The following is a 21,149-nucleotide window of genomic DNA, read 5'->3' on the forward strand; positions in this document are numbered from 1 at the left end:
CCGAGGAGCACAGCGTGTTAAATCGCTATCCGCTGTGGAAATACCTGATGGTGATCGTCGTGATCGCCATCGGTTTTCTATATGCAGCCCCCAATCTTTACGGCGAAGACCCGGCCTTGCAGGTCTCTGCCAGCCGTGGTGCCGAAGTCAAACTAGAAACCCTCGATCAGGTGAAGGAAACCCTCGACGAGGCGAAGATCCCTGTCAAGCATGCGGCGTTCGAGCACGGCTTCATCCTGATCCGTTTCAACAACACCGAAGACCAGCTCAAGGCGCGCGACATCGTGGCCAACAAGCTGGGCGACAATTTCATCACCGCCCTCAACCTGGCACCGTCCACCCCCGCCTGGCTCGAGGCCATCGGCGCGGCGCCCCTGAAGCTCGGTCTTGACCTGCGGGGCGGTGTGCACTTCCTGATGGAAGTGGACATGGCCGAAGCGCTGGCCAAGCAGCAGGAACAGATGGTGCAGGATTTCCGCGCCGAGCTGCGCACCCAGAAGATCCGCTACTCCGGTGTACGCCGGGTCGGGGATCAGGTGCAGGTGGTCTTCCGTGACGAGGCCGATCAGGCCAAGGCACTCTCCTTCCTGCGTCGCCAGAATGCGGATCTTGTCTTCACCACCGACCAGAAAGGGGATGACTTCATCCTGCTGGCCAGTCTGAGCGAAGCCAAGGTCAAAGAGGTGAAGAAGTATGCCCTCGAGCAGAACATCACCATCATCCGCAACCGGGTGAACGAACTGGGTGTGGCCGAGCCGCTGGTCCAGCAGCAGGGCGGTGAGCGCATCATCGTCGAGCTGCCGGGGATCCAGGACACCGCCCGTGCCAAGGAGATCCTGGGGGCCACCGCGACCCTGGAGTTCCACATGGTCGATGAGGCTGCCGATATCCAGGCCGCAGCCGCAGGCCGCGTGCCGCCGAGCTCCAAGGTCTACAACGATCGCAACGGTCGTCCCGTGGTACTGCAAAAGCGCGTGATCCTGACCGGTGACCACATCGTGGGTGCCCAGTCCGGTTTCGATGAATACAGCCGTCCCCAGGTCAACATCAAGCTCGATGGTCAGGGTGGCAACAAGATGGCCAACTTTACCAAGGACAACGTTGGCAAGGGCATGGCGACCGTCTTCATCGAGTACAAGCCGGTGGGTCAGCCTGGTCCGGACGGCAAGCGCAAGTTCCGCAAGCAGGAGGAGGTGATCAACGTCGCCACCATCCAGTCTCGCCTGGGTAGCCAGTTCCGCATCACCGGGATCGACAACGCCAACGAAGCCCACAACCTGGCGCTGCTGCTGCGTGCCGGTGCCCTGATTGCCCCCATCCAGATCGTCGAAGAGCGCACCATAGGCCCGAGCCTGGGTCAGCAGAACATCGACAGCGGGATGGAAGCCATCGGCTGGGCCATGCTGGTGATCGTGCTCTTCATGGGGATCTACTACCGTGCCTTCGGCTGGGTGGCCAATCTGGCGCTGACCATGAACCTGGTGCTCATCGTCGGTATCATGTCGATGATCCCGGGGGCCACCATGACCCTGCCGGGCATCGCCGGTATCGTGTTGACGCTGGGGATGGCGGTGGATGCGAACGTGCTGATCTACGAGCGTATTCGTGAAGAGATCCGCAATGGTCGCGGGGTGCAGCAAGCCATTCACCTGGGCTTTGACCGCGCCTTCTCCACCATCGCCGACTCCAACATCACCTCGCTCATCACCTGCGTGATCCTGTTCGGTATCGGTACCGGTGCCATCAAGGGCTTCGCCCTGACCCTCGGGATCGGCCTGACGGCGTCCATGTTCACTGCCATCACGGTATCCCGCGCCATCATCAACCTGGCCTGGGGTGGACGGCGCATCGACAAGCTGCCGATCTAAGGAAGAGACATGTTTCAAATTCTACATTTTGAAAAGCCCATCCCCTTCATGCGTTTCGCCAAGCTGGGTATGGTCCTCTCTGCTCTGGTGACGGTGCTCGCCCTCTACGTTCTGTACGATCGTGGCCTGAACTGGGGGCTGGACTTCACCGGCGGTACCACCATCGAGGTGGGGTTCCAGCAGTCGGTGAGCCTGGACAAGATGCACGAGGCGCTGGATCAGCAGAAGATTGACGGGGCAACCCTGCAGTTCTTCGGCTCCAGCCGTGATGTGCTGGTGCGCATGGCCCCGCAAGAGGGCGTCAAGGTCGAGCAGCAGGGCAACGAGGTCCTGGCGGCCGCCAAGCTGGTCGACGAGAGCGCCGTGCTCAAGCGTGTCGAGTTCGTCGGCCCCTCCGTGGGTGACGAGCTGGCCACCGACGGTGCCCTGGCCATGCTGGCCTCCATCATCTGTATCCTGATCTACGTGGCGGTGCGCTTCGAGTGGCGTCTGGCCACGGGGGGCATCCTCTCCCTGGCTCACGACGTGATCATCACCCTCGGCATCTTTGCCTACTTCCAGTACGAGTTCGACCTGACCGTGCTGGCGGCGCTGATGACGCTGGTGGGGTACTCCCTGAACGACACCATCGTTGTGTTCGACCGGGTGCGGGAGAATTTCCGCAAGGTACGCCGTGGGGACACCGCGGAGATCATGGATCTCTCCATGACCGAGACCCTGAGCCGGACCATCATCACCTCGGGGTTGACCTTCGTGGTGGTGGTGGCGCTGCTGCTCAAAGGCGGGCCTCTGATCCACGGTTTCTCCATCGCCATGGTGATCGGGGTGGCTTTCGGGACCTACTCCTCCATCTATGTGGCGAGCGCCTCAGCCATGTTCCTCGGGATCAAGCGGGAGCACATGCTGCCGACCCAGGTGGAAAAAGAGGGCGCGGATCAGCAAGAGATCCTGCCGTAACAGACAAGGGCGCCGCAAGGCGCCCTTTCTCTTGTGGCCGGGGTGAGTCATGATGCTCCCCACAACCCAGCATCCATTACCCAAAGCAAGGAGCAAGCCCATGCAACACAATCCCCGTTTTCTGGCCCTGGTAGAGGCCATCCGCCCGCAGGTTCAGGAAACCGATGTGCATCAGATCAAGCGCTGGCAGGATGAGGGCCGAGCATTTCATGTGATCGACGTGCGCGAAGAGAGCGAGTGGGCCAGGGGCCATCTGCCGGGGGCCACCTATCTCGGGCGCGGGGTGATAGAGCGTGACATCGAGACCCGGTATCCGGATCCCGACACCGAACTCTACCTCTATTGTGGTGGGGGATTTCGCTCCATCCTGGTGGCGGATAACCTGCAGAAGATGGGTTATTCCCGGGTCGTCAGCGTCGATGGAGGCTTTCGCGGCTGGAGCGATGCCGGATACCCTGTCGAATCCTGATTTATTTGAGGGAGAGGGGCTGCGCCACATGACAAACGGCCCCGTGATCTTTACCATATGCGGGGTCAAGCGTAAGCGTCGGAGTGTTCATTGAACGTCAGGATAGGGATTGGATACCTCACGGGTATCCTGTTGTTGCTCCCCTTGTGGGGTTGCAGCAGTAGCAGTCAGGTAAAAGCGCCTCAAGTTCCCAAGCCGCAACCCGCTTCACTGGTATTGGCGACCCCCTTGCAGGTCTCCTACCAGAGCGAGTTGGCGTTGGCGCGACTCGGGCAGATGCTCAGTGAAATGGAATTGACGACCGAACAGCGGGCAGAACTCTTCTATGAGCGTGCCGTGGTGTTTGACCGGGTGGGCTTGCGTTCCCTGGCGCGACTCGACTTCAACCGCGCCCTGCGGGAGAAGCCGGATTTTGCCGAGGCCTACAACTTCATCGGTGTCTATCTGGTTCAACAGCAGAACTACGACGAGGCCTATGAGGCGTTCGACTCCGCTCTGGAGCTCGCCCCGGATTACGACTACGCCTATCTCAACCGGGGAATCGCGCTCTATTACGGCAATCGCCCCGAGCTTGCCGCGGCGGATATGAAGCGCTTCTACGAGGCGCAACCAGAAGACCCTTATCGGGTGATCTGGCTCTATCTGGCCGAGCAGAAGCTCAACGGACCGGCGGCCATGAGCCGGATGCGCGAGCGGCTCAACAAATATGACGACGACGCCTGGAACTGGGATCTGGTGCGCCTCTATACGGGCGACATCAATGCCACCCAGTTGATGAGCAACGTGGTGAAAGGGGTCAAGGACAACAGGGAGCTCGCCGAGCGCCTGTGCGAGACCTACTTCTACCTCGGCAAGTTCGAGCTGGCCAAGGGTAACCGCAAGGAAGCCATCAGCTACTTCAAGCTGGCGCTGGCCAACAACGTCTATGACTTCATCGAGCATCGCTATGCCTTGCTGGAGCTGGAACTGATGGCGCGCAAGCCCCAGCCACCCGGAGCCCAGGGCAAGAGCGGCAAAGCGTGACTAAACGGGTTTGAACCCCATGAAAAAGGCCTCTTGACGAGGCCTTTTTGCTGTCTGGTGACACGGGTTGTACCGCTACTCCACCAGGTTCATGCCGGGGATCTGGCGCCAGTAACCGTTGCAGTCCCGCTCCTGCTGCAGGGGCAGGGGGGCCATCCCCTGTTCGTTGGCCTTGAAGCGCTCCAGCATCGTCAGGGTCTCCATGCCTTCGGGCGAGAGGCGCACTACATCCACCAGCCCCTCCATCCCCTTGAGCTCGTTGCCCAGGTTGTAGCAGTAACCGGACTGAGTCTGGATGCCGTTGAGGTTGAACACCTTCTGCCCCTCGCGGCTGCTGGCAAGCCGGCCGGTGGGGTAGTGGATGCAGGCCAGTTCGCAGTTGTCCTTGGGCCGGTCGAGGGAGCGGGCGGTGAAGCAGCGTGCCGAGTAGGCGAGCGGCAGATGACCATAGGCGAACACCTCCACCTCGAACTGCTGGCGCTCCCTGCCCAGATCCTGATTGAGCTGCATCAGCCAGTCGCGGGAGAGCTCCACCGGCATCACCCAGCGCTGCATCCCCTGTTTGAGCAGCATGCGCAGCACGTCGGCGTTGTAGGCGTTGATGGCGGGGCCGCAGACGAACGGCAGCCCGGCTTCGCTGGCGAGCTGGACGGCCCCCAGATCGTTGGCCTCGATCATCAGCTCGCCGTTGTCGACCAGCCGCTTTACCTCCTTGAGCTCGGAGGGGGCAGAGATCAGCGCCAGCGTAGAGAGCACCGCCTGCCTGCCCGAGGCGGTCACCTGACGGGCGAGGGCAATCCAGTCATCCACTTTCAGTTCGCGGCGCTTGCTGCAGACGGTTTCCCCGAGATAGACGATGTCGGCCTGGCTGGCGGTGGCCGCCTGATAGAAGGCCTGGGTGTCGGCCTTGGGCCAGTAGAAGAGCAGGGGGCCGAGAGAGAATTTCATGAACAGGGCTCCTTATTGCCACTGGCGATGATAGGCACCGAGGGTGGTCTGGCTCCCCTCGGAGACGCGGGCGAGCTGGGCATCCCACTCGGCCTTGACCTGATAGGCCTCGGGGTTGGCCTGATAGGCGTCGATGGCGGCGCGCCAGACCCGGGTCACCTGCTCCACATAGGCGGGGCTGCGCTGGCGTCCCTCGATCTTGACCGACTGGATGCCGGTCTGGAACAGCTCGGGCAGGAGGCCGAGGGTGTTGAGGCTGGTGGGCTCCTCCAGCGCGTGATAGGTCTGGCCATCCACCTCGAAGCGCCCCTTGCACAGGGTCGGGTAGCCGGCATTTTCCCCCGGGCCGTAACGATCGATCAGCACCTCGTTGAGGCGGGATTCGAGGCCGCTCGGGGTCTCTTCCCAGCGCACGAACTTGGCAGGGGAGCAGGCTCCCACAGTATTGGGGCTCTCGCCGGTCATGTAGGAGGAGAGGTAGCAGCGCCCTTCCGCCATGATGCAGAGGCTGCCGAAGGCGAACACCTCGAGGCCGACGTCAGTCTCGCGGGCAAGCTGCTTCACCTGATGCATGGAGAGCACCCGCGGCAGCACCACCCGGCCGACGTTGAAGTGCTGCTGGTAGAAGCGAATGGCTGCGGCGTTGGTGGCGCTGGCCTGGACCGAGACATGCAGCTCCATGTCGGGATGGCGGCGGCTGGCATAATCGAGCACGGCGAGATCGGCGATGATCAGGGCATCGGCACCGAGCGCCACCCCTTTGTCCACGGCCTGCTTCCAGCGGGCATCGGAGCCCGGGTGGGCAAAGGTATTGATGGCGATGTGCAGCTTGCGGCCATGCTGGTGGACATAGTCAACCGCTCTTTCCAGCTTGCTGTCGGTGAAGTTGAGACCGGCGAAATGGCGGGCGTTGGTGTCATCCTTGAAGCCGATGTAGACCGCATCGGCCCCGTTATCCACGGCTGTTTTCAGTGCCGGCAGGCTGCCTGCCGGGCAGAGTAATTCCATCGGGTACGCTCCGAGAGGGCAAAAATGCAAAAGTGGCCCGATTGTATGCATGCTTGCCCTCCCGCTTTTTGACCTGAGGCAGCTTTAGGTGGCTTTACCCTTCTTGAGGTAAGTGGGCACAAGTTTGATTTTCAACAGGATCTTGCCGAAGGGGCTGTGCTTGAATGCGCAAAAAACTGGGAGTTTATCGTGTTTCAACATCTGCAACGTCGCCTGGTCGAACAGGCCCCCCGTCTCTTGCGCCACCCCCTCAAGCTGGTGCCCTTCCCTTTGCAACAAAACCTGATGGAGCGCCTGCTGGCCAGCGTGTTCAAAGAGGCCATCACAGATGGCGACTTTGAATTTCTGGCAGGCAAGTGGCTCAAGGTCGAAGTCTCTGATCTGGAGCTCTGCTGGTTCATCAGCGAGCAGGATGGCAAGCTGGTGGTGGCAAGGAGGTGTGAGCACGCCGATGTCTGTTTCAGCGGCAATAGCCAGGATCTTGTTCTGATCGCCGGGCGCCGTGAAGACCCGGATTCCCTCTTCTTCCAGCGCCGGCTGAAGATAGAGGGGGATACAGAGTTGGGCCTGGAGGTGAAAAATCTGATGGACAGCCTGGATCTGGACGGGCTGGGATTGATGAAATACCCCCTGATGGATCTGGCGACCTTTATCGAGCGGGCCCGCGAGACGCACGTGCCCACTGCCGCGACAATGGGCTGAGCCGTTTTCTTGCCCGAGTGCTGCGAACAGGTGAACTTGAGCCGCAGTACCCCACTGTCAGCGTGACCACGCAGGGTGGGGAGGTGTCATCTGCCTGTTTGTGCAGAAATGCCTGGTTGGAAGCGGTGCCAAAATAGCGATTGGTTATGTTACAATTGCGCGCCATTTTTGACTGAAGATTGACTGGGCATGTTGGATCAGATTCGTATCGTGTTGGTAAACACCTCTCACACCGGCAACATGGGATCCGCGGCGCGGGCCATGAAGACCATGGGGCTGACTCAACTGGTGCTGGTCGATCCCCAGGCCCAGCCGGATGAGGAGGCCGTCGCCCTGGCGGCGGGGGCCAGCGATATCCTGGCTCGCGCCCGAATCGTGCCGACCCTGGATGAAGCCATTGCCGACTGTGGTCTGGTCATCGGCACCAGTGCCCGTTCCCGCACCTTGAGCTGGCCCATGCTGGATCCCCGTGAAGCGGGCGAGAAGCTGGTTGCCGAGGGCATGGAGCACCCGGTCGCGTTGGTGTTTGGCCGTGAACGTACCGGCCTCACCAATGACGAACTGCAAAAATGCCACTTCCATGTGGCCATTCCCGCCAATCCAGAATACAGCTCCCTCAATCTGGCCATGGCAGTGCAGACCCTTTGTTACGAGGTGCGGATGCGCTGGCTGGAAGTACAGAACCAGGAGCATTCGGCCCCGGAGGATGAGCGGGTCGAGTACCCCAGCGCCCAGCAACTGGAAGGGTTTTATCAGCATCTGGAGCAGACGCTGCAAAAGACGGGGTTCATTGCCGATGACCATCCAGGCCATGTGATGAGCAAACTGCGTCGTCTATTCAATCGGGCCAGACCCGAAGCGGTGGAGTTGAACATCCTGCGGGGCATTCTCACCTCTGTCCAGAAGTCCAGGGCACAGGATTAATCCCGACTGATTTACTCAAGCATATACTTGACTGATTTAGTCGGGTATGTGACCATATGCCACATATTGATTGGTTCGCAAGACGGTAAGGCATATGAGACTGACCTCAAAAGGACGTTACGCGGTGACAGCCATGCTCGACGTGGCGTTGCATGCAGAGCAGGGGCCCGTGCCCCTGGCTGATATTTCAGAGCGCCAGGGCATCTCCTTGTCCTATCTGGAACAACTGTTTGCCCGTCTGCGCAAGCATGGTCTGGTGAGCAGCGTACGTGGCCCCGGTGGCGGCTATCGCCTCGGTCTGGCCCCTGGCGAGATTTCGGTCGGTCAGGTGATCACCGCGGTCGATGAATCGGTCGATGCGACCAAGTGCCTCGGCAAAGGGGGCTGCCACGGTGGTACCCAGTGCCTGACCCACTCCTTGTGGCGGGATCTGAGCGAACGCATCTCCAGTTTCCTGGGGGATATCACCCTGGCCGAGCTGGTTGGTCAGGCCGATGTGCGCCGTATCGCCGGCAAGCAAGATGAACAAATGAAGACCGTGTTGTCCCTGGTTGATCGGGCCGAACGCGGTGATGTGAGCTTGAAAGTCCAACTATAAACGTGCTTTCCACGACGAGTCGCTGTGTGACCCCGTCGTAACGGAGAAAAAGATGAAACTGCCTATTTACCTTGATTATTCGGCAACCTGTCCGGTGGACCCGCGTGTCGCAGAAAAAATGATGCAGTGCCTCACCATGGACGGCCTGTTCGGCAACCCAGCCTCCCGTTCCCACCGTTTCGGCTGGCAGGCCGAAGAGGCGGTGGATCTGGCCCGTAATCAAGTGGCAGAGCTGATCGGCGCGGACCCGCGCGAGATCGTCTTTACCTCCGGTGCGACCGAGTCCAACAACCTGGCCATCAAGGGCATCGCCCATTTCTACGCCGGCAAGGGCAAGCACATCGTCACCTCCAAGACTGAGCACAAAGCCGTGCTGGATACCTGCCGCCAACTGGAGCGTGAAGGCTATGAGGTGACCTACCTTGAGCCCATGCCCAACGGCCTGTTCACCCTTGAGCAGATCGAAGGCGCCCTGCGTGATGACACCATCCTGGTCAGCATCATGCACGCCAACAACGAGATCGGGGTGGTGCAAGACATCGCTGCCATCGGCGAGCTGTGCCGTTCCCGCAAGATCCTGCTGCACGTGGACGCCGTCCAGAGCGTGGGCAAGATCCCGGTCGACGTGGAAGCGCTCAAGGTTGATCTGCTCTCCATGTCCGCCCACAAGGTATACGGCCCGAAAGGCATTGGCGCCCTGTATGTGCGCCGTAAGCCCCGTGTTCGTCTGGAAGCCCAGATGCACGGCGGTGGTCACGAGCGCGGCATGCGCTCCGGTACCCTGGCAACCCACCAGATCGTCGGCATGGGGGAAGCCTTCCGCATCGCCAAGGAAGAGATGGCGAGCGAGAGCCAGCACATCATGGCCCTGCGCCAGCGTCTGTGGGATGGCATCAAGAACATCGAAGAAGTCTATATCAACGGGGATCTGGACCAGCGTGTACCGGGTAACCTGAACGTCAGCTTCGCCTATGTGGAAGGGGAATCCCTCATCATGGCACTGAAGGATCTGGCGGTCTCTTCCGGTTCTGCCTGTACCTCGGCCAGCCTGGAACCTTCCTACGTGCTGCGCGCCCTGGGCCTGAACGACGAGCTGGCACACAGCTCCATCCGTTTCAGCATCGGTCGCTTCACCACCGAAGAAGAGATCGACTACGCAATCAAGCTCATCTGCGACTCCATCGGTCGTCTGCGCGAGATGTCCCCCCTGTGGGAGATGTTCAAGGATGGCGTCGATCTGAATACGGTCGAATGGGCACATCACTGATCCTTGCCAGCATGGCAAGGGTCTGGTGAACAACGGAATTAGCAGGAGTTAGATATGGCTTACAGTGAAAAAGTAATCGACCACTACGAGAATCCCCGCAACGTCGGTGGTTTTGACAAGAACGATCCCAGCGTCGCCACCGGCATGGTCGGTGCACCGGCCTGTGGTGACGTCATGAAGCTGCAACTGAAGATCAGCGACGATGGCATCATCGAAGATGCCAAGTTCAAGACCTACGGCTGTGGTTCCGCCATCGCCTCCAGTTCCTTGGTGACCGAGTGGGTCAAAGGCAAGACCTTGGATGAAGCAGCCGGTATCAAGAACACCGACATCGCCGAAGAGCTGGCGCTGCCGCCGGTGAAGATCCACTGCTCCATTCTGGCGGAGGATGCCATCAAGGCCGCCATCGCCGATTACAAGCAGAAGAAAGGTCTTTAAGGTCCGGAGAGCAGTATGGCCATAACCATGACAGATGCCGCAGCGGCGCGGGTTTCCTCCTTCATGATCAACCGGGGCAAGGGCATCGGCCTGCGCCTCGGCGTCAAGACGACCGGCTGTTCTGGCCTTGCCTATGTGCTCGAGTTCGTGGATGAGCTGGCTGCCGAGGATCAGGTGTTCGAGCAGAAAGGCGTCAAGATCATCGTGGATGCCAAGAGCCTGATCCACCTGGATGGCACCGAGCTGGACTTCGTGAAGGAAGGCCTCAACGAGGGCTTCCAGTTCAACAACCCGAATGCCAAGGGCGAATGTGGTTGTGGCGAAAGCTTCAGCGTGTAAGTGGTTCGATTGACCGATCGCCCATGTTTGCAACGCCTCGCAGCCCCAAGGGTGAGCCCTGTTGCGGCGAGTCTCTTGTGATCAACACCTTGCTCATCAACACAGTGGTGTGGACGCCAGTCCATGCCACTGCTTTCAAGTTCAAGACGAGTGTGGTTGCACTCCCAGCGCTATTGTCTGAGGACGAAGGATGAATCATTTCGAGCTGTTCGGGCTGGCTGAGGGCTTCGAGCTCGATACTCGCCAACTGGCTGACACCTATCGTCAGCTGCAGACCCAGTTCCATCCCGATCGTTTTGCGACTGCCCCCGAGCGGGAGCAGCTTGCTGCCGTGCAGCGTGCTGCCCAGATCAACGATGCGTTTACCACCCTCAAGGCCCCCTTGCGCCGAGCCGAGTACCTGCTCTCCTTGCGGGGTACCGATATTCGCGGCGAGCAGCAGACACTGCAAGATCCTGCCTTTCTGATGCAACAGCTGGAGTGGCGAGAGCGGCTGGCTGATCTCAAGGGCGACGCCGACCCTGAGGGGGCCATCAAGGATTTTCGCCAGGAGATCAGGCATGATCACCAGGCGTTGATGCAACGGCTGACCGACTCTCTCACCAGGGGTGAGGATCTGCAGGCGGCGGATTGCGTTCGCAAGCTCAAATTTGTCGACAAGCTCCTCGAGGAGCTGGAACGATTCGAAGACTCGCTGTTCGAGTCTTGACCCTCTAACGCAGGAATTGTGATTACCCATGGCATTACTGCAAATTGCCGAGCCAGGCCAGAGCGCCGCACCTCACCAGCATAAACGTGCCGTCGGCATCGATCTTGGCACCACCAACTCCCTGGTCGCCGCCGTGCGCAGCGGCCAGGCCGACACCCTCTGTGACGAGCAGGGGCGTGATCTGCTGCCTTCCGTGGTCCATTACCAGGCCGATACCATCCGGGTTGGCTTCGATGCCAAGCGTGAGGCGGCCCTCGATCCCCACAACACCATCGTCTCGGTCAAGCGGATGATGGGCAAGGCGCTGGCCGACATCGATACCCGCCAGCAACCCTATCAATTCGTGGCGGCCGACAACGGCATGCCGCAATTGCAGACCCGCCAGGGGCTGGTCAATCCGGTGCAGGTCTCGGCCGAGATCCTGAAAAAACTGGCCGAGCGCGGTGCCGCGTCCCTCGGGGGAGACCTCGACGGCGTGGTCATCACGGTGCCCGCCTATTTTGACGATGCCCAGCGTCAGGGGACCAAGGACGCGGCCAGACTGGCCGGACTGCACGTGCTGCGGTTGCTCAATGAACCCACGGCGGCCGCCATCGCCTATGGCCTCGACTCCGGTCAGGAAGGGGTGATAGCCGTCTATGACCTGGGTGGCGGAACCTTCGATATCTCCATCCTGCGCCTGCATCGCGGGGTGTTTGAGGTGATGGCCACCGGCGGCGACTCGGCCCTCGGCGGCGATGATTTCGATCACCTGCTGGCAGACTGGTTGAAAGAACAAGCCGGTTTGACTGGCGAGCTGGATGCCCGTCTGCAGCGCGAGCTGCTGGATGTGGCCGCCGCGGTCAAACACGGTCTGACCGACTCCGACACCGTTCCCTGCACCTTTGCCGGCTGGCAGGGCTCTGTCACCCGCAGCCAGTTTGACGAGCTGATCCAGCCGCTGGTCAAGCGTACCCTGCTGGCCTGCCGCCGCGCCCTGCGCGATGCGGGGCTCGAGCAGGAAGAGGTGCTGGAAGTGGTGATGGTCGGCGGTTCGACCCGTGTACCGCTGGTGCGCGAGCGGGTGGGCGAGTTCTTCGGCCGCACCCCCTTGACCAGCATCGACCCTGACAAGGTGGTGGCCATCGGTGCCGCCATCCAGGCCGACATCCTGGTGGGCAACAAGCCCGACGCCGAGATGCTGCTGCTGGACGTTATCCCGCTTTCCCTCGGTCTTGAGACCATGGGCGGCCTCGCCGAGAAGGTGATCCCGCGCAACACCACCATTCCGGTGGCCCGCGCCCAGGAGTTCACCACCTTCAAGGATGGCCAGACCGCGATGGCGATCCACGTGGTGCAGGGGGAGCGCGAGCTGGTGGCGGATTGCCGCTCCCTGGCCCGCTTCACCCTGACCGGCATTCCGCCCATGGCGGCCGGCGCCGCCCACATTCGTGTCACCTTCCAGGTGGATGCGGACGGTCTGCTGTCGGTCAGCGCCATGGAGAAATCCTCCGGCGTGCAGGCCGAGATCCAGGTCAAGCCCTCCTACGGGCTGGGGGAAGATGACATCCTCAACATGCTGAGCGCTTCCATCGCCAATGCCCAGCAGGACATGGACGCCCGCATGCTGGCGGAGCAACAGGTCGAGGCCGACCGGGTGGTCGAGAGTCTCAACGCCGCCCTGGCCGCCGATGGCGAGGCTTTATTGAGCCTCGCCGAGCGGGCCGAGCTGGATGCCGCCATTGCCCATCTGCTGACCATGCGCAGCACGGGCACCACCAACCAGATCAAAGAGGCCATCGAGGCGGCGGACGCTGCCAGTGGCGAATTTGCAGCCCGCCGGATGGATGCCTCCATCCGCAAGGTGCTGACCGGACAAAACGTCAACAAGGTGTGATATGCCAAAACTGATTATTCTGCCCCATCCCGAGCTCTGTCCGGACGGCGCAGCCCTCGAAGGTGCGACCGGTGAAACCATTCTGGATATCGCGCTGCGCAATGGCATCGAGATCGAGCACGCTTGCGAGAAGTCCTGTGCGTGTACTACCTGCCACTGCGTGGTGCGGGAAGGGTTCGACTCCCTCGAGCCGAGCGACGAGCTGGAAGACGACATGCTGGACAAGGCGTGGGGGCTGGAGCCGGAATCCCGTCTCAGCTGCCAGGCCAGACTGGCGGACGAGGATCTGGTGGTGGAACTGCCCAAGTACACCCTGAATCTGGCGTCCGAGCGCCACTGATGACCCCTTAATTACACATGAGTGAATTGCGCGTGCAGCATCTCATGGTGCAGTAATGATATGGTGAAGGCCGTGACCCTTGAGGGAGCGGCCTTTTTTGTGCCCGTGATTTCCCTATTCGTTGATGAAAGTGCCAATAAAAAGGAAGCAAGAGAACATGGCTGACATGATGAACGTACGGTTGTCGTCCCAGGCTGCCGCCGCCCAGTGGGGCGAGGGTGCCCTGCTCAGTTTCAACGGGGACGAGGCCCATCTCCATCTGGCCGCTGGCCAGGAGAAGGAGGCGCTGCGCGCCATCCAGCGCGGTGCCAGACGCCTCGAGTCGAGCGGCATCAAGCGCATCAAGCTGGTGGGCGAGGGGTGGAATGGGGAGCGTCGTTACGCCTTTGCCCAGGGCTTCTATGCCGCCAAGGGGGTTCGCGAGCTCGATTTTGGTGAACAGAGCGAGCAGGAAGCGGCCGAACTCGCCGCCTTGCTCAAAGCGACCCACTGGGTGCGCGAGGTGACCAACGGCTGCCCGGAAGCCATCTACCCCATGAGCCTGGCGGAGTCCGCTCTGCTGCTCATTCGCAGCCTCGGCGGTGACAAGGTGACCGCCCGCATCACCGCTGGCGAAGCCTTGCGTGAATCGGGTCATATCGGGATCTGGTCGGTGGGCCGTGGCAGCGAGCGCGAGCCGGTGCTGCTGGAGCTCGACTACAACCCGACCGGGGATGCCAACGCCCCCGTGGTCGCGGCGCTGGTGGGCAAGGGGATCACTTTCGATTCCGGCGGCTACTCCATGAAGTCCTCCGACAACATGCTGCCGATGAAGTCCGACATGGGCGGCGCCGCCATGGTGACCGGCGCCCTGGCGCTGGCCATCAGCCGTGGCCTGAACAAGCGGGTCAAGCTCATCCTCTGCTGCGCCGAGAACCTGGTCTCCGGCCATGCCTTCAAGCTCGGCGACATCCTCACCTATCGCAACGGCATCTCGGTCGAGATCCAGAATACCGACGCGGAAGGTCGCCTGGTGCTGGCAGACGGCCTGCTGGCCGCGAGCGAAAGCGGGGCTGCCTACATCCTCGACGCCGCCACCCTGACCGGCGCCGCCAAGACCGCGCTGGGCCGCGACTACAATGCCGTGTTTGCCCTCGATGAGGCGGAGCAGGTGCGCGCGCTGGCTGCCGCCAACGCCGAAAACGAGAAGGCCTGGCCGCTGCCGCTCGAACCCTGGCACGCAGGCCAGCTCACCTCGGCCTTTGCCGAGCTGGGCAATGTGGCGTCCGCAGAAGGTACTGCCGGCGCCACCACGGCAGCGGCTTTCCTGTCGCGCTTCGTCCGTGACGAAGGCAAGGGCTGGGTGCACTTGGACCTGGCCGCTTCCTATCAGAAGTCGGGCAATGAGCTCTGGGCGACCGGGGCCAAGGGCCATGGTCTTCGCACGATTGCCCGCTGGTTGCAGGAGGTGTGCGCATGAACGTCTGGTTGAGCCGAGAGTTTGCACCGGCCGAGTGGGGGGAGGGGGCACTGCTCTCCCACCGTGCCGACGGCATGGTGATCCATCTGGTGAGCGCCACTCCCTTGCTGGATATCCAGCAGGCGGCGCGGCGCCTGTGTAGCCAAGGGATCCAGCAGGTGGTCCTGGCTGGCCACTGGGAGCGAGAGCAGCAGTGGGCCTTTGCCCAAGGGCTGCAGACGCCCAAGGCGGAAGTGGCATTGCAGTGGGCTACTTCGTCCGAGGAGGACAGGGAGGAGTTGGAGGCGCGCTGGCTGTGCGGGCGCTGGGTGCGGGAGATGACCAACGCCACCCCGGAGCAGCTGGGGCCGCTGGAGTTGGCGGTCGAAGCAGCCGCCTTCCTCACCGAGCTGGCACCGGACCGGATCAGCCATCGCATCCTCAAGGGAGAGGCGCTGCAACAGGCGGGCTGGGTCGGTCTCTATCAAGTGGGTCGTGGCAGTGACCGCGAGCCCGTGATGCTGGAGCTGGATTTCAATCCGGGCAAGGATCCCAAGGCGCCGGTAGCGGCCGCCCTGGTGGGCAAGGGGATCACCTTCGATTCCGGCGGCTACTCCATGAAGACCTCCCAGGGCATGCTGACCATGAAACACGACATGGGCGGTGCCGCCATCGTCACCGGCGCGCTGGCGCTGGCCATTCTGCGTGGCCTCGACAAGCGGGTGAAGCTCATCCTCTGCTGCGCCGAGAACCTGGTATCCGGCCATGCCTACAAGCTGGGTGACATCCTCACCTACAAGAACGGCACCACGGTGGAGGTGGTCAACACCGACGCAGAAGGGCGCCTGATCCTGGCCGACGGCTTGCAACTGGCCGGCGAGTCTGGTGCGCCGCTCATCATCGACGCCGCCACCCTCACCGGGGCGGCCGTGATGGCGCTGGGGGGGCGTTACAACGCCCTGTTTGGACTGGACAAAGGGCTGGTGAGCCGCGCCATGGCCTATTCGGATGCGGAACAGGAGCCAGCATGGCCGCTGCCGCTGGAGCCCTGGCATCGCCAGCAGTGCCCGTCCCACTATGCCGACACCGCCAACAGCCGCCCCGTGCCGGGCGGCGGACCGGGGGGGGCCTCCAATGCGGCAGGCTTCCTCTCCCGCTTTGTCCCTGATGAGGGAAGAGGCTGGCTGCATGTCGATCTCGCCGCCTGTTTCAGTGAGAACGGCGACAGTCTGTGGGCGCCCGGGGCCAATACCCTGGGGATGCGCACCATCGCCCATACCCTGATGGCGGAGACGCGCTGAGTCAGTGAACGGCATCACAAGGGCACCTCAGGGTGCCCTTTCCAGTGCTGCTTTGCTGAGCAATTGATACGGTTTTGAGGCATTAGCATGCCGATCGTGCGCAAGCGCACATTTTTTCTCTCTGCCCTGGCACAAGATGAGTCACCATGTTGTTTCAAGGATTCTTTTGTTTAACAAAAAGTTGATTTTTTGTGTGTTATTTCGTTTTTTGTTTACGTATAATCGCCGCCGAACATGGATTCCTACAATAAAACTCTGTAGTTAAGGAAAGAACTCAATGGCTATCGAACGTACCTTCTCCATCGTCAAGCCGGATGCGGTCAGCAAAAACCTGATTGGTGCCATTTACAGCCGCTTCGAAAGCGCCGGCCTGAAAGTCATCGCCGCCAAGATGCTGCACCTGACCAGCGAACAGGCCGCCGGTTTCTACGCCGAGCACCAGGGCAAGCCGTTTTATGATGGTCTGGTCGGCTTCATGACCTCTGGCCCCGTCATGGTACAGGTGCTGGAAGGTGAAGACGCCATCCGCCGTCACCGTGAAATCATGGGCGCCACCAACCCGAAAGAGGCGCTGGCCGGCACCCTGCGTGCCTGCTACGCCGAGAGCATCGATCGCAACGCCGTCCACGGCTCCGATGCCCCGGCCTCTGCCGCCCGTGAAATCGCCTACTTCTTCTCCGACGACGAGATCTGCCCGCGCGGCTGATGTTGTCTGCTGGTGACCAAGGGAGCTTCGGCTCCCTTTTGTTTTTTGGTCATCCTGCCAATATCCACTTATTCTCCAGGTGGAAAGCCAGACCCATTATTTGTACAATGCCGCCCCCTGACGTAGGTCAGCCGATAATTTATGAAGTGTGTGAGCTGAGGCCCCTGATGAGCGAAACAAAAACCAACCTGCTGGATCTCGACCGGGATGCCATGCGTGCCTTCTTCGTCGAGTTGGGCGAGAAGCCGTTCCGGGCAGACCAGATAATGAAGTGGATCTATCACTTCGGTTGTGATGATTTCGATCAGATGAGCAACGTCAACAAGGCGCTGCGCGAGCGGCTCAAGGCCATTGCCGAGATCCGAGCCCCCGAGATCAGCCGTGAACAGCGCTCCGCCGATGGCACCATCAAATGGGCGCTGCAGGTGGGCGATCAGGAGGTGGAGACTGTCTACATTCCGGAAGCGGACCGCGCTACCCTGTGCGTCTCCTCCCAGGTGGGCTGCGCCCTGGCGTGCACCTTCTGCTCCACCGCCCAGCAAGGGTTCAACCGCAACCTGAAAGTCTCCGAGATCATCGGCCAGGTGTGGCGTGCCGCCAAAGTGGTGGGTGGCAAGCGCCCCATCACCAACGTGGTGATGATGGGCATGGGTGAGCCGCTGCTCAACCTCGCCAACGTGGTACCTGCCATGAAGCTGATGATGGATGACTTCGGCTTCAGCATCTCCAAGCGCCGCGTCACTCTCTCCACCTCCGGTGTGGTACCGGCGCTGGATATGCTGGGGGACCAGATCGACGTTGCCCTGGCCATCTCCCTGCATGCGCCGAACGATGCGCTTCGCTCCGAGATCATGCCGATCAACGACAAGTACAACATCGAGTCCTTCCTTGCCGGGGTACGCCGCTATCTGGCCAAGTCTAACGCCAACGGCGGCCGGGTGACCGTGGAGTATGTGCTGCTCGATCACATCAACGACGACATGCAGCATGCCCATGAGCTGGCCAAGGTCCTCAAGGAAACCCCTTGCAAGATCAACCTGATCCCGTTCAACCCCTTCCCGGGCAACCCGTTTGGCAAGCCGAGCAACAGCCGTATCGACCGCTTCTCCAAGGTGCTGATGGAATACGGCCTGACCGTCATCGTGCGCAAGACCCGCGGTGACGACATCGACGCCGCCTGTGGGCAGCTGGTGGGGGAGGTGATCGACCGCACCAAGCGCACCATGAAAAATCGGATGCAACAGGATGGGATTTCCGTCAAAATGGTTTAACTCCTAAGCCATTGTATAGACAGGAAATGGATATCCGTACATTGATCGTAGTGGCAGCGCTCTGTGCGCTGCCAGGCTGTGTCACAGAGACCACTTACGCTGGCCAGAATTCGACCCAGCGTGAAGTGGGTCCCGACCTCAAGGCCGCCGCCCAGACTCGTCTCGATCTGGGTATCCAGTATCTGCGCCAGGGCAATGCCGAGCAGGCCAAATTCAACCTCGACCGCGCCCTTCAGTACGATCCCAACAATCCTCAGGTCTACATCGGTTTTGCCTATTTCTATCAGCAGGTGTCGGATTTCAAGGCCGCCGAGGCGAGCTACAAGAAAGCGCTGGCCATGGATCCGTCCAATGCTGATGCGATGAACAACTATGGCGCCTTCCTCTGCAACCGTGGCCGCTTCGACGAAGCGGAAAAGGCGTTCTTGCAGGCCGTCAGCCAGCCCGATTACGTGAAGATCGCCGATACCTACGAGAATGCGGCGCTCTGCTCGATGCAAAATCACAGAAATGACAAGGCCAGCGAGTATTATCGTCTGGCCTTGGGGTATAATCCCCGCAATCCTAGGTTATTGCTGGACATGGCCGAGCTTTCCATGAAAGATGGCAAGCTTCCTGATGTCCAGTCTTACCTCGCGCGCTTTGCCGACGTGGCAGAGGAGAACGAGGAGAGCCTCTGGCTCCGGCTGCGGCTGGCCCAGGCCATGGACAAACCGGCATTACTTCACCAATTCGGGACTGAGCTGGTAAGGCAATATCCCACTTCGCAACAAGCCAAGCGTTACTTAGCCAATGACTACTGAACAGCCACACGATTTCCAAGACGACTCCCAGGCAGCGGGCCCAGGCCAGCTGCTGCGCAACGCCCGTGAACAGCTCGGCTGGACCCGGGAACAGGTTGCGTCCCGCATTCACCTTCGTCTGACCCTGATCGCCGCCATCGAAGCGGATACCTATGACAAGCACACGTCCCATACCTTCATTCGTGGCTATCTGCGGGCCTATGCCAAGCTCGTGGGCATCCCCGAGGAGACCATCCTCGCCGCCTACGAGAAGCTGGGACTGACTCCCCCCGACAACATCGACATGCAGAGCTTCTCCCGTCGATCCCGCCAGCAGGCCAATGACAGCCGGCTCAAGGTGGTGACCTGGTTGGTGATCCTGGTGCTGATCGGGCTCTCCGTCGCCTGGTGGTGGCAGAGCACGGCGCGCCGCTCCGCCGGTGACGACGCCCTGGCGGCGACCGAGATGAGCGCGACCGTCAATACGCCGGAAGCGAATGTTGCCCCCGCCGTGGAGGTCGCCGAGCCCGTGCAGCCCGCAGCGTCCGATGCCGTGTCCACCCAGGTTGTGGTGAGCGGTGCCACCGCGACCCTGCCTGTGGTCGCTACGGATGCCAGCGCAGCCGTCCCGACGGACGTTTCCGGTGCGGTCTCGACTGCCGAGAGCACGACCACCGAGCCCGCCAAGGCGCCCCAGCTCAAGATGAGCTTCACCGCCGATTGCTGGCTGGACGTCAAGGATGCCAACGGCAAGACCCTGTTCAGCGGTCTGAAGAAGGCGAACGACGAACTGGTACTGGAAGGACCCGAGCCACTCAGATTCATCATTGGCGCGCCCATGGCGGTCAATCTCGAATATCAGGGCAAGTCCTTCGACATGAGCCGTTACAACAACGGCCGGACTGCCCGCTTCTCACTGCCGCAGGAGTAATCAGTCCGCCATGTCTGTTCACGAAAAGCCCGCACACGAATCACCCATCGTTCGTCGCAAATCCAGACAGATCATGGTCGGCAACGTGCCGGTTGGGGGCGATGCCCCCATCACGGTACAGACCATGACCAACACCAAGACCACGGACGTGGCCGCTACCGTCGAGCAGATCCAGCGGATCGAGCGGGTCGGCGCCGACATCGTCCGGGTCTCCGTTCCCACCATGGAGGCGGCGGAAGCGTTCAAGCTCATCAAGCAGCAGACCCGCATCCCCATCGTCGCCGATATCCACTTCGACTACCGCATCGCCCTCAAAGTGGCCGAGTACGGGGCCGACTGCCTGCGCATCAACCCGGGCAACATCGGCAACGAAGAGCGGGTGCGTGCGGTGGTGGATTGCGCCCGTCACTACAACATCCCCATCCGCATCGGCGTCAACGGCGGTTCCCTTGAGCGTGATCTCCAGGAGAAATACGGCGAGCCGACCCCGGAGGCGCTGCTGGAGTCCGCCATGCGCCACGTGGATTACCTGGATCGCCTCAACTTTGAGAACTTCAAGGTGAGCGTCAAGGCGTCCGATGTCTTCCTGGCGGTCGGTGCCTATCGCCTGCTGGCCAAGCAGATTGATCAGCCTCTGCATCTGGGCATCACGGAAGCGGGCGGTTTTCGCGCCGGCGCGGTCAAGTCCGCCATCGGCCTTGGCATGTTGCTGAGCGAAGGGATTGGCGACACCCTGCGCATCTCCCTGGCCGCCGATCCGGTGGAAGAGGTGAAGGTGGGCTTCGACATCCTCAAATCCCTGCGCATCCGTTCCCGCGGCATCAACTTCATCGCCTGTCCCTCCTGCTCCCGTCAGGAGTTCGACGTCATCGGCACGGTCAACGCCCTGGAAGAGCGGCTCGAAGACATCATCACCCCGATGGATGTCTCCATCATCGGCTGTGTGGTGAACGGTCCGGGGGAGGCGCTGGTTTCCGATCTCGGCCTTGCGGGGGCCGCCAACAAGAGTGCCTTCTACGAGGGGGGCCAGCGGGTCGACCGGCTCGACAACAAGGATTTGATCCCGACCCTGGAGCGCCGCATCCGTGCCCGGGCCGCCATGCTGGATCCGGCCAACCAGATCCAGGTAGACAAAGGTTGAACCATGACGGGGCCACCTGGGGTGGCCCCGGCTTTAGGTTGTTGATTTTACATCCCGCATCCGGGCACCCGATTTTACCTCGGGGTCGAAAATCCCTATAATGCGGCCAAATT

22 protein-coding genes are annotated in these 21,149 nt (G+C 61.3%); 20 read left to right on the plus strand and 2 right to left on the minus strand.

Translation table 11 applies throughout. The features are described from left to right. Nucleotides 1-14 precede the first annotated feature (14 nt). The 4 genes from secD to nlpI all read left to right on the plus strand — a co-directional run bounded on the left by secD (nucleotide 15) and on the right by nlpI (nucleotide 4,317). Nucleotides 15-1,868 carry a protein translocase subunit SecD gene (secD, locus tag AB5Y93_RS10860; protein WP_029314697.1) on the plus strand — a complete coding sequence of 618 codons (1,854 nt, stop codon included), beginning with the start codon at nucleotides 15-17 and terminating at the stop codon, nucleotides 1,866-1,868. Nucleotides 1,869-1,877: 9 nt separating this feature from the next. Further along, nucleotides 1,878-2,825, plus strand: coding sequence for a protein translocase subunit SecF (gene secF, locus AB5Y93_RS10865; RefSeq protein WP_010675068.1), 948 nt, complete (start codon nucleotides 1,878-1,880; stop codon nucleotides 2,823-2,825). A 100-nt stretch (nucleotides 2,826-2,925) separates the two neighbouring features. Then, a complete protein-coding gene (locus AB5Y93_RS10870; protein ID WP_342040479.1) occupies nucleotides 2,926-3,294 on the plus strand; it encodes a rhodanese-like domain-containing protein in 369 nt (122 codons plus the stop codon). Between the two features lie 90 nt (nucleotides 3,295-3,384). Further along, nucleotides 3,385-4,317 (plus strand): lipoprotein NlpI, encoded by a 933-nt coding sequence (nlpI, locus tag AB5Y93_RS10875; protein WP_280520777.1) that lies wholly within the window; start codon nucleotides 3,385-3,387, stop codon nucleotides 4,315-4,317. A gap of 75 nt (nucleotides 4,318-4,392) precedes the next feature. Here the strand turns inward: nlpI and AB5Y93_RS10880 are convergent, their stop codons facing one another. Both AB5Y93_RS10880 and AB5Y93_RS10885 read right to left on the minus strand, forming a co-directional pair. Then, the gene (locus tag AB5Y93_RS10880; RefSeq protein ID WP_368229330.1) at nucleotides 4,393-5,265 is read right to left on the minus strand and encodes a U32 family peptidase; all 873 of its coding nucleotides are present in this window, start codon (nucleotides 5,263-5,265) and stop codon (nucleotides 4,393-4,395) included. A 12-nt stretch (nucleotides 5,266-5,277) separates the two neighbouring features. Then, a complete protein-coding gene (locus tag AB5Y93_RS10885; protein ID WP_128271750.1) occupies nucleotides 5,278-6,273 on the minus strand; it encodes a peptidase U32 family protein in 996 nt (331 codons plus the stop codon). Nucleotides 6,274-6,462: 189 nt separating this feature from the next. Here AB5Y93_RS10885 and AB5Y93_RS10890 point away from each other — a divergent pair, with 189 nt between their 5' ends. The 16 genes from AB5Y93_RS10890 to ispG all read left to right on the plus strand — a co-directional run bounded on the left by AB5Y93_RS10890 (nucleotide 6,463) and on the right by ispG (nucleotide 21,036). Next, the gene (locus tag AB5Y93_RS10890) at nucleotides 6,463-6,975 is read left to right on the plus strand and encodes an SCP2 domain-containing protein (protein ID WP_368229331.1); all 513 of its coding nucleotides are present in this window, start codon (nucleotides 6,463-6,465) and stop codon (nucleotides 6,973-6,975) included. Nucleotides 6,976-7,164: 189 nt separating this feature from the next. Then, the gene (gene trmJ / locus AB5Y93_RS10895; RefSeq protein ID WP_041215017.1) at nucleotides 7,165-7,899 is read left to right on the plus strand and encodes a tRNA (cytosine(32)/uridine(32)-2'-O)-methyltransferase TrmJ; all 735 of its coding nucleotides are present in this window, start codon (nucleotides 7,165-7,167) and stop codon (nucleotides 7,897-7,899) included. 94 nt (nucleotides 7,900-7,993) lie between these two features. Continuing rightward, nucleotides 7,994-8,497 (plus strand): Fe-S cluster assembly transcriptional regulator IscR, encoded by a 504-nt coding sequence (gene iscR / locus AB5Y93_RS10900; protein WP_025327241.1) that lies wholly within the window; start codon nucleotides 7,994-7,996, stop codon nucleotides 8,495-8,497. Nucleotides 8,498-8,549: 52 nt separating this feature from the next. Further along, nucleotides 8,550-9,764 (plus strand): IscS subfamily cysteine desulfurase, encoded by a 1,215-nt coding sequence (locus tag AB5Y93_RS10905; RefSeq protein ID WP_010675060.1) that lies wholly within the window; start codon nucleotides 8,550-8,552, stop codon nucleotides 9,762-9,764. Nucleotides 9,765-9,818: 54 nt separating this feature from the next. Further along, nucleotides 9,819-10,202, plus strand: coding sequence for a Fe-S cluster assembly scaffold IscU (iscU, locus tag AB5Y93_RS10910; protein ID WP_010675059.1), 384 nt, complete (start codon nucleotides 9,819-9,821; stop codon nucleotides 10,200-10,202). 15 nt (nucleotides 10,203-10,217) lie between these two features. Further along, nucleotides 10,218-10,541: an iron-sulfur cluster assembly protein IscA gene (gene iscA / locus AB5Y93_RS10915; protein WP_010675058.1), complete on the plus strand. Its 324-nt coding sequence runs from the start codon at nucleotides 10,218-10,220 to the stop codon at nucleotides 10,539-10,541. Nucleotides 10,542-10,731: 190 nt separating this feature from the next. Continuing rightward, nucleotides 10,732-11,250 (plus strand): co-chaperone HscB, encoded by a 519-nt coding sequence (hscB, locus tag AB5Y93_RS10920; protein WP_010675057.1) that lies wholly within the window; start codon nucleotides 10,732-10,734, stop codon nucleotides 11,248-11,250. A 28-nt stretch (nucleotides 11,251-11,278) separates the two neighbouring features. Continuing rightward, complete coding sequence (gene hscA, locus AB5Y93_RS10925) at nucleotides 11,279-13,126, plus strand: Fe-S protein assembly chaperone HscA (protein ID WP_368229332.1); 1,848 nt, start codon at nucleotides 11,279-11,281, stop codon at nucleotides 13,124-13,126. 1 nt (nucleotide 13,127) lies between these two features. Beyond that, nucleotides 13,128-13,466, plus strand: coding sequence for an ISC system 2Fe-2S type ferredoxin (fdx, locus tag AB5Y93_RS10930; protein WP_005299781.1), 339 nt, complete (start codon nucleotides 13,128-13,130; stop codon nucleotides 13,464-13,466). 157 nt (nucleotides 13,467-13,623) lie between these two features. Beyond that, the gene (gene pepB / locus AB5Y93_RS10935) at nucleotides 13,624-14,925 is read left to right on the plus strand and encodes an aminopeptidase PepB (RefSeq protein ID WP_109112004.1); all 1,302 of its coding nucleotides are present in this window, start codon (nucleotides 13,624-13,626) and stop codon (nucleotides 14,923-14,925) included. Beyond that, the gene (pepB, locus tag AB5Y93_RS10940) at nucleotides 14,922-16,205 is read left to right on the plus strand and encodes an aminopeptidase PepB (protein ID WP_323951728.1); all 1,284 of its coding nucleotides are present in this window, start codon (nucleotides 14,922-14,924) and stop codon (nucleotides 16,203-16,205) included. The genes pepB (AB5Y93_RS10935) and pepB (AB5Y93_RS10940) overlap by 4 nt, the downstream gene beginning before the upstream one ends. Before the next feature lie 277 nt (nucleotides 16,206-16,482). Continuing rightward, nucleotides 16,483-16,911: a nucleoside-diphosphate kinase gene (ndk, locus tag AB5Y93_RS10945; protein WP_045524435.1), complete on the plus strand. Its 429-nt coding sequence runs from the start codon at nucleotides 16,483-16,485 to the stop codon at nucleotides 16,909-16,911. 167 nt (nucleotides 16,912-17,078) lie between these two features. Next, nucleotides 17,079-18,182 carry a bifunctional tRNA (adenosine(37)-C2)-methyltransferase TrmG/ribosomal RNA large subunit methyltransferase RlmN gene (locus AB5Y93_RS10950; protein ID WP_039038724.1) on the plus strand — a complete coding sequence of 368 codons (1,104 nt, stop codon included), beginning with the start codon at nucleotides 17,079-17,081 and terminating at the stop codon, nucleotides 18,180-18,182. Between the two features lie 11 nt (nucleotides 18,183-18,193). Continuing rightward, entirely contained in the window at nucleotides 18,194-18,985 is a 792-nt protein-coding gene (gene tapF, locus AB5Y93_RS10955) for a PilW family type IVa pilus biogenesis/stability lipoprotein TapF (RefSeq protein WP_103857947.1), read from the plus strand. Continuing rightward, nucleotides 18,975-19,895 carry a RodZ domain-containing protein gene (locus tag AB5Y93_RS10960; RefSeq protein ID WP_368229333.1) on the plus strand — a complete coding sequence of 307 codons (921 nt, stop codon included), beginning with the start codon at nucleotides 18,975-18,977 and terminating at the stop codon, nucleotides 19,893-19,895. The genes tapF and AB5Y93_RS10960 overlap by 11 nt, the downstream gene beginning before the upstream one ends. Nucleotides 19,896-19,905: 10 nt before the next feature. Next, nucleotides 19,906-21,036 (plus strand): flavodoxin-dependent (E)-4-hydroxy-3-methylbut-2-enyl-diphosphate synthase, encoded by a 1,131-nt coding sequence (gene ispG, locus AB5Y93_RS10965; RefSeq protein WP_119197617.1) that lies wholly within the window; start codon nucleotides 19,906-19,908, stop codon nucleotides 21,034-21,036. Nucleotides 21,037-21,149 lie beyond the last annotated feature (113 nt).

It is taken from the genome of Aeromonas sp. R10-1 (genome assembly GCF_040908465.1).
In the GTDB taxonomy this organism is placed as follows: Bacteria; Pseudomonadota; Gammaproteobacteria; order Enterobacterales; family Aeromonadaceae; genus Aeromonas; species Aeromonas caviae.

Excerpts from the sequence above, each read along its gene's own strand:
- secF (WP_010675068.1), top strand. The coding sequence starts at position 1,878 with ATGTTTCAAATTCTACATTTTGAAAAGCCCATCCCCTTCATGCGTTTC.
- AB5Y93_RS10870 (WP_342040479.1), top strand. The coding sequence starts at position 2,926 with ATGCAACACAATCCCCGTTTTCTGGCCCTGGTAGAGGCCATCCGCCCG.
- AB5Y93_RS10880 (WP_368229330.1), bottom strand. The coding sequence starts at position 5,265 with ATGAAATTCTCTCTCGGCCCCCTGCTCTTCTACTGGCCCAAGGCCGAC.
- AB5Y93_RS10885 (WP_128271750.1), bottom strand. The coding sequence starts at position 6,273 with ATGGAATTACTCTGCCCGGCAGGCAGCCTGCCGGCACTGAAAACAGCC.
- trmJ (WP_041215017.1), top strand. The coding sequence starts at position 7,165 with ATGTTGGATCAGATTCGTATCGTGTTGGTAAACACCTCTCACACCGGC.
- iscR (WP_025327241.1), top strand. The coding sequence starts at position 7,994 with ATGAGACTGACCTCAAAAGGACGTTACGCGGTGACAGCCATGCTCGAC.
- AB5Y93_RS10905 (WP_010675060.1), top strand. The coding sequence starts at position 8,550 with ATGAAACTGCCTATTTACCTTGATTATTCGGCAACCTGTCCGGTGGAC.
- iscU (WP_010675059.1), top strand. The coding sequence starts at position 9,819 with ATGGCTTACAGTGAAAAAGTAATCGACCACTACGAGAATCCCCGCAAC.
- iscA (WP_010675058.1), top strand. The coding sequence starts at position 10,218 with ATGGCCATAACCATGACAGATGCCGCAGCGGCGCGGGTTTCCTCCTTC.
- hscB (WP_010675057.1), top strand. The coding sequence starts at position 10,732 with ATGAATCATTTCGAGCTGTTCGGGCTGGCTGAGGGCTTCGAGCTCGAT.
- hscA (WP_368229332.1), top strand. The coding sequence starts at position 11,279 with ATGGCATTACTGCAAATTGCCGAGCCAGGCCAGAGCGCCGCACCTCAC.
- fdx (WP_005299781.1), top strand. The coding sequence starts at position 13,128 with ATGCCAAAACTGATTATTCTGCCCCATCCCGAGCTCTGTCCGGACGGC.
- pepB (WP_109112004.1), top strand. The coding sequence starts at position 13,624 with ATGGCTGACATGATGAACGTACGGTTGTCGTCCCAGGCTGCCGCCGCC.
- pepB (WP_323951728.1), top strand. The coding sequence starts at position 14,922 with ATGAACGTCTGGTTGAGCCGAGAGTTTGCACCGGCCGAGTGGGGGGAG.
- ndk (WP_045524435.1), top strand. The coding sequence starts at position 16,483 with ATGGCTATCGAACGTACCTTCTCCATCGTCAAGCCGGATGCGGTCAGC.
- AB5Y93_RS10950 (WP_039038724.1), top strand. The coding sequence starts at position 17,079 with ATGAGCGAAACAAAAACCAACCTGCTGGATCTCGACCGGGATGCCATG.
- AB5Y93_RS10960 (WP_368229333.1), top strand. The coding sequence starts at position 18,975 with ATGACTACTGAACAGCCACACGATTTCCAAGACGACTCCCAGGCAGCG.
- ispG (WP_119197617.1), top strand. The coding sequence starts at position 19,906 with ATGTCTGTTCACGAAAAGCCCGCACACGAATCACCCATCGTTCGTCGC.